This window comes from Phenylobacterium sp. (assembly GCF_046590535.1).
Classification (GTDB): domain Bacteria; phylum Pseudomonadota; class Alphaproteobacteria; order Caulobacterales; family Caulobacteraceae; genus Phenylobacterium.
The window spans coordinates 1-10,470 of sequence record NZ_JBKJTG010000159.1 but is presented as its reverse complement, the minus strand read 5'-3'; the positions used below and the strand labels follow the sequence as shown (position 1 = coordinate 10,470).

10 protein-coding genes and 1 tRNA gene are annotated in these 10,470 nt (G+C 67.6%); 6 read left to right on the top strand and 5 right to left on the bottom strand.

Features of this window, described 5'->3' with window-relative positions; genetic code table 11:
• The coding region (locus ACLL81_RS09575) for an LptF/LptG family permease (protein ID WP_411288115.1) at positions 1 to 539 on the bottom strand (539 nt) is incomplete at its 3' end.
• Entirely contained in the window at positions 536 to 1,675 is a 1,140-nt protein-coding gene (gene lptF / locus ACLL81_RS09570) for an LPS export ABC transporter permease LptF (RefSeq protein WP_411288114.1), read from the bottom strand. The genes lptF and ACLL81_RS09575, both read right to left, overlap by 4 nt.
• Positions 1,676 to 1,834: 159 nt before the next feature.
• On the opposite strand from lptF, the gene ACLL81_RS09565 reads away from it, so the two are divergent.
• The 3 genes from ACLL81_RS09565 to ACLL81_RS09555 are packed head-to-tail and all read left to right on the top strand — an operon-like array spanning position 1,835 to position 4,075.
• Positions 1,835 to 3,292 carry a leucyl aminopeptidase gene (locus tag ACLL81_RS09565; RefSeq protein WP_411288113.1) on the top strand — a complete coding sequence of 486 codons (1,458 nt, stop codon included), beginning with the start codon at positions 1,835 to 1,837 and terminating at the stop codon, positions 3,290 to 3,292.
• A 1-nt stretch (position 3,293) separates the two neighbouring features.
• The gene (locus ACLL81_RS09560; RefSeq protein ID WP_411288112.1) at positions 3,294 to 3,752 is read left to right on the top strand and encodes a DNA polymerase III subunit chi; all 459 of its coding nucleotides are present in this window, start codon (positions 3,294 to 3,296) and stop codon (positions 3,750 to 3,752) included.
• A complete protein-coding gene (locus ACLL81_RS09555; RefSeq protein WP_411288111.1) occupies positions 3,749 to 4,075 on the top strand; it encodes a peptidase inhibitor I78 in 327 nt (108 codons plus the stop codon). The genes ACLL81_RS09560 and ACLL81_RS09555 overlap by 4 nt, the downstream gene beginning before the upstream one ends.
• On the opposite strand, the gene ACLL81_RS09550 is transcribed toward ACLL81_RS09555, so the two are convergent.
• Positions 4,072 to 5,310: a glycosyltransferase gene (locus ACLL81_RS09550; protein WP_411288110.1), complete on the bottom strand. Its 1,239-nt coding sequence runs from the start codon at positions 5,308 to 5,310 to the stop codon at positions 4,072 to 4,074. The two genes, ACLL81_RS09555 and ACLL81_RS09550, sit on opposite strands and share 4 nt — an antisense overlap.
• A gap of 86 nt (positions 5,311 to 5,396) precedes the next feature.
• Here ACLL81_RS09550 and ACLL81_RS09545 point away from each other — a divergent pair.
• Positions 5,397 to 5,481: transfer RNA gene (locus tag ACLL81_RS09545), tRNA-Leu, on the top strand.
• Positions 5,482 to 5,604: 123 nt separating this feature from the next.
• Here the strand turns inward: ACLL81_RS09545 and ACLL81_RS09540 are convergent.
• On the bottom strand, positions 5,605 to 7,329 hold the full coding sequence (locus ACLL81_RS09540; protein ID WP_411288109.1) for a PAS domain-containing protein: 1,725 nt from the start codon (positions 7,327 to 7,329) through the stop codon (positions 5,605 to 5,607).
• 380 nt (positions 7,330 to 7,709) lie between these two features.
• Between ACLL81_RS09540 and tig the strand changes: the two genes are divergently transcribed.
• The gene (gene tig, locus ACLL81_RS09535) at positions 7,710 to 9,068 is read left to right on the top strand and encodes a trigger factor (RefSeq protein ID WP_411288108.1); all 1,359 of its coding nucleotides are present in this window, start codon (positions 7,710 to 7,712) and stop codon (positions 9,066 to 9,068) included.
• 66 nt (positions 9,069 to 9,134) lie between these two features.
• On the opposite strand, the gene ACLL81_RS09530 is transcribed toward tig, so the two are convergent.
• On the bottom strand, positions 9,135 to 9,305 hold the full coding sequence (locus ACLL81_RS09530; RefSeq protein WP_411288107.1) for a hypothetical protein: 171 nt from the start codon (positions 9,303 to 9,305) through the stop codon (positions 9,135 to 9,137).
• A gap of 124 nt (positions 9,306 to 9,429) precedes the next feature.
• Here ACLL81_RS09530 and ACLL81_RS09525 point away from each other — a divergent pair.
• On the top strand, positions 9,430 to 10,470 hold a 1,041-nt coding region (locus ACLL81_RS09525; protein ID WP_411288106.1), incomplete at its 3' end, for an S-(hydroxymethyl)glutathione dehydrogenase/class III alcohol dehydrogenase.

The window sequence follows — 10,470 nt, the reverse complement described above, 5'->3', positions numbered from 1 at the left end:
CTGAGCTTCACCCGCCCGGCGACGGCGTCGCGGGACTTGGCGTGGATGACGATCTGGTTGCGGTCGTCGCCCTGGCGCAGCCAGACCTCCTTGGGGGCGTCGGTGAGGTAGTTTTCCATCAGGCCGGCGCGGTCGGCCTCAAAGCGGGCGCTGAGGGCCGATGCCAGGGGGTTGAAGGCGGTGACGGCGAAGACCCCCACGACGAAGGCCGCCGCCGCCGAGGGCAGGATGAAGCGCCAGGCCGAAATGCCCGCGGCCCGCATGGCGACGAGCTCGCTGGAGCGGTTGAGACCGACGTAGGCGCTGATGCCGCCGGCCAGGAAGACGAAGGGCAGCAGCAGCAGGATAAGGGCCGGGGCCTTCAGCAAGGTCAGGCCGAAGAGCTGGGCCACGCCCACGTCGGCGCGAACCCCCACCGAGCGTGACAGGTCGACGAACTGCACCAGCAGGATCACCGCGGCGATGACGGCCAAGGCCGCGCCGACCCCGGTGAAGGTGCGGATCAGGACGTAGCGTTCGAGGCGGCCGGTCCCGATCATGCGGTTTTCAGCCCGGCGATGCGGGCGGGGCGTTTGCGTATGTCGATGAAGCGGCTGACCCGCTGCTTGAAGATGCCGCGCAGGGCCAGGCCCATGGCGCCCAGAGGCACGACATATTGCAGGACGTTGATCCAGGGCTCCGACTCGCTGGCGGCCTGGATCACAAAGCCCAGGATGCGGACGGCCACGGCCGTGGCGCCGATGATCGCGATGCGCCGGCCATAGCCCAGACGCGAGAAGCCGCCGCCGATGATGGCCAGCAGAGCAAAGCTCATGAAGGTGAGGTTGTAGAGCGGCGTGGTGAGGCGGGCGTTGCCTTCGGCCAGCAGCTTGTCGCGGTTCTGCTTCTCCCAGATCTGCTGCAGGTCGGGGAAGAACAGCTCATGCAGGTAGCGGTCCGACGGCTTGTAGTGGACCAGCTCGTCGCTCTCCAGGAAGGGGGAGAGGTCGAAGACGTATTCGTCGAAGGACAGGAAATTCAGCACCCCGGTGCGGCTGAACTCCTGGTTGGAGCCCTTGCGCATCAACAGGACCGGCTTGTCGCCGCGCTTGACCACCCGGCCCTCGTCGGCGGTGTAGGTGGTGGCCCCGCCGTCGTCCTTGGTCTGGTGGATGAAGAGGTTGTGGATCAGGCCGCCCGAGTCCACCGACTGGGCATAGACGGTGAGGCCCGGCGCGGGCTCGGTGAACTCACCCTCGCGCACCAGGGTCGACGCGAGATCGGTGCGGACCTGGAACAGGGTCTCGCGCATCTGCCGCGAGGCGGCCGGCTGGACCCAGAGGTTCATGAAGAGCGCGATGAGGGTGACGACGCCGCCCAGCCGCAGGGCGGGCGCGATGACCCGCCAGCGGCTCATGCCGCCGGCGAAACAGACCACGATCTCCTGCTCCACATGCAGGCGGTTGAGCGCCACGAGGGCGGCCACCAGCAGGGCGATGGGCATGACCATGTTGATCAGCTGCGGCATGGCCAGCAGGGTCACCTGCAGGAACACGAGCGCGCTCTGGCGCTGGCTGACGATGATGTCGAGCTGCGACAGGCTGGTCGAAAGCAGGGCGACCGCCGTCAACGCCGCCGTCGCCATGACGGTCGGCCCCAAGAGCTGACGGAGCAGGTATCGATCGATCAGGCGCATCGGCAAGAAATATAGAGCGGGCCAAGATATTTGCCGCGCCCGGGACAGGAAGCTGCTCTAAACCATGCGTCGCCCCGCCACACAACCGCCGCACGAACGGTCAGGCTGGGATGGGTTCAGGGCGCGCGCTGCGCCGGGTCGATAAGTTGAGAGAATTCCATGGATATCCAGTTCGTCGCGGCCGACGCCGTGCTTGGTGAAAAGAGCGCCTTGGCGATCGTCGTGTTCGAAGGTGAGGCCGCCGCCGCCCAGGGCGGCGCCTTTGCGAAGGCGCTCGCCGGCAGCCGGTTTACCGGCGCCAAGGGCCAGACCCTGGACCTGCTGGCCCCGGCCGGAACCGAGGCCGCCCGCGTGGTGCTGGTGGGCGCGGGCAAGGCCGATGGGTTCGACGGCCTGGGCGCCGAGAACGCCGCCGCGAGCGCCTATAATGCGGTGAAGACCTCGGGCCTGACCACCCTGCGGGTCCAGGTCGCCGGCGATGCGGGCCAGGCGGCGAGGGCGGCCTTCGGCGTGCGCCTGGCCTCCTACCGGTTCGACAAATACCGCACCAAGGAAGCCGCCGAGAAGAAGCCGTCAGTCACGAAGGCCGAGATCGTCACCGGCGACGTGGACGGCGCCATCGGGGCCTTCGCCGACCTGGCGGCCCTGGCCGACGCCATCGCCTTCTCCCGTGACCTGGTCTCCGAGCCGCCGAACGTTCTCTATCCCGCCGAGTTCGCCAAGCGCGTGAAGCAGCTGGAGGAACTGGGCCTGGAGGTCGAGATCCTGGGCGAGGCCGAGATGATGAAGCTCGGCATGGGCTCGCTACTGGGCGTGGGGCAGGGGAGCGTGCGCGAGAGCCAGCTCGCCATCCTCAAATGGAACGGCGCCGACGACAAGAAGGCGGCCCCGGTGGCCTTCATCGGCAAGGGCGTCACCTTCGACACCGGCGGCATCAGCATCAAGGGCGCCGAGGGCATGGAGCACATGAAGACCGACATGGGCGGCGCGGCCGCCGTGTCGGGCCTCATGCACGTGCTGGCGGCGCGCAAGGCCAAGGTCAACGCCGTCGGGATCCTGGGCCTGGTGGAGAACATGCCGGACGGCAACGCCCAGCGCCCCGGCGACGTGGTCACCTCGATGTCGGGGCAGACGATCGAGATCATCAACACCGACGCCGAGGGCCGCCTCGTCCTGGCCGACGCCGTCTGGTACTGCCAGCAGCGGTTCAAGCCGAAGTTCATGGTGGACTTGGCCACCCTGACCGGGGCGATCATCGTCGCGCTCGGCGATGATGTCGGCGGGTTGTTCAGCAATAACGACGAGTTGTCGGATAACCTTCTGGCGGCGTCCAAGATCGAGGACGAGCCCCTGTGGCGGATGCCGCTGCCGGCCCACTACGACAAGAACATCGACTCGATGATCGCCGACATGAAGAACACCGGCGGCCGCCCGGGCGGCTCGATCACCGCGGCCCTGTTCATCAAGCGGTTCATCAACGACACGCCCTGGGCCCACCTCGACATCGCCTCCACCGCCTGGAAGAAGCCCTCCGCGGTCCCCACCATCCCGGAAGGCGCCACCGGCTTCGGCGTGCGCCTGCTGAACCGGATGGTGGCGGAGAAGTACGAGAGCTGAGGTGACGACGCCGGAGACCGAGGTCTGGTTCTATCACCTGGAGCGCACCGGGCTGGACCAGGCCTTGCCGGAGCTCCTGGAGAAAACCCTGAAGCGGGGCTGGAGGGCCGTGGTGCGGACCCGCGAGCCGGCCCGCATCGAGCACTTCGACGGCTGGCTGTGGAGCTACCGCGACGACAGCTTCCTGCCGCACGCCCCCGCCGAGGAGCCCGGCGCGGCCCGCCAGCCGGTGCTGCTTACCGCGGGCTTCGAGAACCCCAACGCCGCCGACGCCCTCTTCCTGGTGGATGGCGCCGAGCCGGGAGAGCTTGCCGGCTACCAGCGCTGTGTGGTCCTGTTCGACGGCGGGGACGAGGCGCAACTGGCCGTGGCGCGGGCCCAGTGGAGCCAGGTGAAGGCCAAGGGGTTTGCTGTCTCGTACTGGAAGCAACAGGCGCGCGGTTGGGAGAAGCAGGCATGAGGCGGACAGTTCTGGCCACGGGGGTTTTCCTCGCCCTGGCGGCCTGCTCCAGCGGCCCGGCCGATCCACCGCCGCCGATCGCACCACCCCAGGCGATAGCCCCGCGGCCGGCGCCGATCGTCGCTCCCCGGGACAGCTGCGGCGCCGCCGACCTGCAACACCTGGTTGGCCAGTCCCGCACCCAGATCCCGGTGCCGGTGCGCCCGAACCTGCAGCGGGTGGCCTGCACCACCTGCCCGGTGACCCAGGACTACAGTCCCAGCCGGCTGAACTTCTTCTTTGAGGCCCAGACCGGGACCATCCGCGAAATCCGCTGCGGCTAGATCGCGCTGGGGATCTGCAATCCCATTTCCTTCAGGATCGCGAACCAGCCCGCGCGCCCGGCGTCGCGGCTGAACTGCGCCACGGCGGTCTCCCGCGCGGCGGCGCGCAGCGGGCCGGAGGCCTGGGGATCGCGACAGGCGGCGATCAGCGCAGCCGACAGGGCGTCGACATCGAAGAACGGCAGCAGCCGGCCGCTGACCCCGTCCTGGATGGCGTCGCGCACCGGGGCGGTGTCTGAGCCGATCACATAGCACCCGGCCGCCATCGCCTCGATCAGCGACCAGGAGAGCACGAAGGGGTAGCTATAGTAGACGTGCGCCGTCGACAGCCGCAGCGCCGCCAGCATCTGGTCGTGCGGCGCGCGCCCCACGAAGTGGACGCGGGCCGGGTCCAGCGCGACGCCTTGCAGGCTCACGTCGACCCAGGTGCGCTCGTCCGGCGCCGAGCCGCCATAGGCCCGCTTGGACGCCTCGCCGAAGATCAGCACCTGGGCGTCGGGAACCTCGGCCAGCAGGCGCGGCAGGGCGCGGGCCAGAATGTGCATCCCGCGCAGGGGCTCGAGCTGTCGGTTCACATAGGTGATCACCGAGGTCCCAGGCGCGATCACCCGGCCGTCGGGCAGGGTGAAGGGCTCGGCCGGCCCCGGGGTGATCGCCGCCACGTCGACACCCTCGTGCAGCACCCGGGCGCGATCGCGGAAGGCGACCGGCAGCAGGTCCGCCTGGAACCGCGTCGGCGCGACAATCACATCGGCCTCCGCCAGGGCCAGGCACATGACCGCGTTCTTGGCCTTCACCTTGGCGCGGCCGGCGGCGTCTTCGGAGCCCGGGAACTCCGGGTCGAAATCCACCTCCGAGCCGGTGGCGTGATAGAAGAACTCCGAGAACATCACCTGCCGGGCCTGCGGAAACACGTCGTCCAGCAGGACGGTTTCCCCCCAGCCCGGATGACCAACGATCACCTGCGGATCGAACCCCTCGGCCTGCAGGACGCGGGCGCCCTCGGCGGCGTGCAGGCCGCGGATCAGGTCGGCCTCGGCGCGCACCGCCTGGGGCAGGATGTCCGGCGACGTGCCGCGCGACAGGGTGTAGCGGGCGATCCGCACGCCGGGCAGGCCGGGCGCGGCCTGGGCGGCGATGGCGCAGCAGGGCACGCCGCGGGCGACCAGGGCCTGCGCCAGGTCCCGGAACTGGGCCGGGAAGTTGGTGTGCACGAAGAGGACGCCTTGGGGCATGGGCGTCCTTTTGCAGGCGCCCGCGGCGGCTGTCACCCTCGCCAAGGCTTGACGCGGGCGGCGTCCGCCGCGATGGCAGGGCCGTTGCGGACGTGGCGGAACTGGTAGACGCACTGGATTTAGGTTCCAGCGCCGCAAGGCGTGGAGGTTCGAGTCCTCTCGTCCGCACCAATATTGTATCCACCGCAGGGCGGGGCGGGGGTGGCCTAGCCAGTTACGCCTAGGCTCGAATTCCGTCAGCCGCACTCCCAGGTGCATCTGTCAGGGACACACGCGAGACACGGGGGATGGCGGTCAAATGTCAGGTTGGGCGGCCATACCCCCCACCGAGGGCGGCGCCTCAGTGAATTGCGTGGGCGGCGCTGCCAGGGTCCAGCTCAATCCTTGGACGTCGAACTTCATTTCCACCGTGCCGCCAAGCTTCTGCGCCACCATCCGCTCGATGACTCGGCGTCCGAAACCTTCGCGGGTGGGCGGCGTGACGGCGGGACCGCCACGTTCGGTCCAACTTAGCCTCAACTGGGGCGGGTGCGCACCATCACGGTCTAAGGTCCAGTCGACCCTAACGACGCCGGCCGGGAGCGACCAGGCGCCGTACTTGACGCAGTTGGTGGCGAGTTCGTGCAACGCCAGGCCGATCGATTCCGCGGCCTCTGAGCCCAGGAATACGTCTGGGCCTTCGCACACCAGCCGGCCTTCGTCTGTGCCGAACGGTTCGAGCTGGCGACGAACCAGATCGCCGAGCGGCGCCCCGGCCCATTTTTGAGCAATGAGCAGATCCGCCGAGATGGCCATACCCTGAAGGCGCCTCGCGAAAAGCTTGCTGAATTGATCCAAGGAGCCTGCGTTTCGCGCAGTCTGACTGGCGACTCCCTGAATGACGGCAAGTTGGTTCTTCGAGCGATGCGCCAGCTCACGGATCAAAAGGACCCGATGCGCTTCTGCGTCTTTTTGTTCAGTGATGTCGCGTGAGGCGGCGATCAGGCGGGTCGGGTTGCCCTCGGCATCGGACACAGCGGTGACGACGACATCCCACCACTTTGGCGTTTTCTCGGCGGTTGGGCAGAATGCCGTGAAGTGCCCGGTTCGACCCTTTCCGGCCTCGGCCAAGGCCCGCTCGATATCAGGAGCGGCGTCGGCGGGCCACAGCGCCGACCAGCTAAGACCCTGAACAGCGGCGAAGTCGGCGATCTCCATCAGGCACAGGCCATTGGCGTTCATCTGCTCCAGCCGGCCGTCGAGCGAGAGGATCTTGATGCAGTCGGGGCTCGCTTCGAGAACCGTGCGCGCGAACTCCTCGCTCTCCCGCAGAGCCTTCTCGGCTTGCTTGCGCTCGGTAATGTCGCGGACGATTTTGGAGACGCCGACGATTTCGCCGCCTTCACCGCGCACGGGCGAGACGGTGACTGACACATCTATCGGCTGGCCGCCCTTGTGCGTGCGGACGGTCTCGACCGTCGGCACGATCTCACCGGCCGCGATCCGGGCCAGAATGTCTTTCTCCTCGCTATGCCGTTCGGACGGGATCAAGCGCAACATCGATTGGCCCAGCATCTCCTCCTCCGTGAACCCAAAGAGGCGCTCGGCCGCTGCGTTCCAACTGGTGATCGTGCTGTCGAGCTTCTTGCTGATGATCGCGTCCGACGAAGAGGCGACAATTGCTGCGAGTTCGCGCGTTCTGGCGTTCGCCAGCCGCAGTTCCTCCCCCGTCCGCTTGGACTCGGTGATTTCGCGCGCGTTCACGGCGAGGCTGGTATCGGTCGCCTCTTGCCGCAATCGCCGAGCGATAAGGTCCGAGGCTCTCGTTTCGTCGCGGCTGCCGACCAGTTCGATCCGATGATTTTCGTCGCGGATCGCAGAGGCCGCAGTGGCTTCGGCAATGGCTTCGGCAGTGGCTTCGGCTTCGGCTTCGGCAGTGTGCTGAGCATCAACGCCGGCTTGAATCAACAGAGCCCGGAGGCGAGCGTTTTCCTGCTCCAGCTTGGCGTTTGCTTGGGAAATGACCCCGGCGTTCTCCATTTTATTCGCCCCCAGATTGCAATCTACCAGATTGCCCCCCCACAACATCCGCCCTGTAGCAAGATGCGTAAAGAGTCTTCCGGTGAAAGGCTAAACCTGATGCTGACGAAGCCGCCCAGCTCCACCCATCTGAGTCCAGCATAGGTTCGAATGTCCCAGGCTGAGCGGTGAACGGGGGGCGCCTCTTCCACGTCACGCCCTTCGTCCAGATCGCGCGTGGTGGACCACCCTCAAGCCGGCCTTTCGGGGCTTGGAGCGGCGCGGGCGGCGTGACATAAGGGCGCCGCTTGTGGCCGGCCGTTCGGCCACATCCACCACTCCATCCGAAGGCGGACCTGCGCGCGCACCTTGAGCGCGGCGTCCGGAAGTTGAGAATGTCCATGCAAATTGTTGATAAGTCTGGTGAAGGCCTGAGCCGGGTCTATGGCGTGACGGTGCCCGCCGCCGACCTCACGGAGCGCCTGGAAGCGCGCATCGCCGAGATCACCCCGACCCTCAACATCAAGGGCTTCCGCCCGGGCAAGGTGCCGCTGGCCCATGTGCGCCGCCTCTACGGCAAGGCGCTGATGAGCGAAGTGGTGGAAGCCACCCTCAACGAGAGCACCCAGAAGGTGCTCGCCGACAACAAGCTGCGCCCCGCCGGCGACCCGGACCTGAAGCCGGACGGCGACATGCAGCAGGTGATCGAGGGGAAGGCCGACCTCTCCTACGAGATCGCCATCGACGTGATGCCGGAGTTTGAGCCGATCGACCCCGCCACGCTTTCCCTGAAGCGCCCGGTCTATGAGCCGACCGCCAAGGAAGTCGACGAGGCGGTGGCCGAGCTGGCCAAGCAGAACCGCACCTACGAGACCCGCACCGGCAAGACGGTGAAGGCCAAGGACGGCGACATGGTGGTCATCGACTTCCTGGGCAAGCTGGACGGCGAGGCCTTCGAGGGGGGCGCCGCCACCGACGCCGAGCTGGTGCTGGGCTCGGGCCAGTTCATCCCCGGCTTCGAGGAACAGCTGGTGGGCGCCAAGCCCGACAGCGACATCCTGGTGAAAGTGAACTTCCCCGACGCCTATCAGGCCGCGAACCTGGCCGGTAAGGCCGCCGAGTTCGAGGTGAAGGTGAAGGAGGTCAGGGCGCCGGTCGAATCGGCCGCCGACGACGCGCTCGCCGAACGCCTGGGCGTGGAGAACCTCGAAAAGCTCCGCGAACTGCTGAAGACCAACCTGGAGCAGCAATACGAGGGCGCCAGCCGCTTCAAGCTCAAGCGCGCCCTCCTGGACCAGCTCGACACCAAGCACGACTTCCCGCTGCCCCCGAAGATGGTGGAGGCCGAGTTCGCCTCGATCTGGACCCAGGTGCAGCAGGACAAGGCCAACGGCGCCCTGCCGGACGAGGACGCCGGCAAGTCGGACGACGACCTGCAGGCCGAATACCGCAAGATCGCCGAACGCCGGGTGCGCCTTGGCCTGGTGCTGGCCGAGATCGGCCGCGCCAACAACGTCCAGGTGACCGAGCAGGAACTGGGCGAGGCCATGCGCCAGGAAGCCATGAAGTACGGCGCCCAGGCCCAGCAGGTGTTCGACCTGTTCCGCCAGAACCCCAACGCCCAGGCCCAGCTCCGCGCGCCGATCTTCGAGGACAAGGTCGTCGACCTGATCGTCGAAAAGGCCAAGGTGAAGAACCAGAAGGTGTCCAAGGACGACCTCCTGAAAGAAGACGAGCTGCCGGAAGGCTACGGGGCCTAACGACGCCTCCCTTATCCCTCCCCCTTGTGGGGAGGGCGATCCGCAAGGCGAGCGGGGTGGGGGCGGCTACAGCCCGCGCAGGCCGTGGAGCACCTCGGCGTTCTCCAGCCGGGCGCGGCGCTCGTTGATTTCCTGGTGCAGGCTGATCGGGCCGGCGTCCTCGTCCAGAGGCAGGTCCGCCAGGGTGACCGCGTCGAACAGGGGCGACGGTGGCGCCACGTCGTGGGGCACGCTCATCGGCTTCATCTCCCGACCCCTGAGGCAGGGGCTCTTCCCGTCTATTAAGCTATCATTCACCCTTCATTGCCGCCGCGTAGAAATGCTGTGGCCCGTCTCACGTTCTCTTGAGGGCCGCCCCGCCATGAAAACCCGCGCCGCCGTGGCTTTCGCCGCCAAGCAGCCCCTGGAGATCGTCGAGCTGGACCTTGAGGGCCCCAAGGCCTTCGAGGTGCTGGTGGAGATCAAGGCCACCGGCGTCTGCCACACCGACGCCTACACTCTGGAGGGCCTGGATTCCGAGGGCCTGTTCCCCTCCGTGCTCGGGCATGAGGGCGCGGGCGTGGTGGTCGAGGTGGGGCCCGGCGTCACCAGCGTCCAGCCGGGCGACCATGTGATCCCGCTCTACACGCCCGAATGCCGACAGTGCAAAAGCTGCCTCTCGCGCAAGACCAACCTCTGCACCGCCATCCGCGCCACCCAGGGCAAGGGGCAGATGCCGGACGGCACGAGCCGGTTCTCCTACAAGGGCCAGGCGGTGCACCACTACATGGGCTGCTCGACCTTCGCGAACTTTACGGTGCTGCCGGAGATCGCGTTGGCGAAGATCCGCAAGGACGCGCCGTTCGAGGCCGCCTGCTACGTGGGCTGCGGGGTGACCACGGGGGTGGGGGCCGTGGTCAACACCGCCAAGGTGGAGCCGGGCGCCAACGCGGTGGTGTTCGGCCTGGGCGGCATCGGGTTGAACGTCATCCAGGGGCTGAAGCTGGTGGGCGCGGCGATGATCGTGGGCGTAGACATCAATCCCGACCGCGAAGCCTGGGGCCGCCGGTTCGGCATGACCCACTTCGTCAATCCCAAGACCCTCGACGGCGACGTGGTGGCCCACCTGGTGGCGCTCACCGACGGCGGCGCCGACTACACCTTCGACGCCACCGGCAACACCGCGGTGATGCGCCAGGCGCTGGAGGCCTGCCACCGGGGCTGGGGCGAGAGCATCGTCATCGGCGTGGCCGAGGCCGGCAAGGAAATCTCCACGCGACCGTTCCAGCTGGTCACCGGCCGGGTGTGGAAGGGCACCGCGTTCGGTGGCGCCCGCGGCCGCACCGACACGCCCAAGATCGTCGACTGGTACATGGAGGGGAAGATCGAGATCGACCCGATGATCACCCACAAGCTGCCCCTG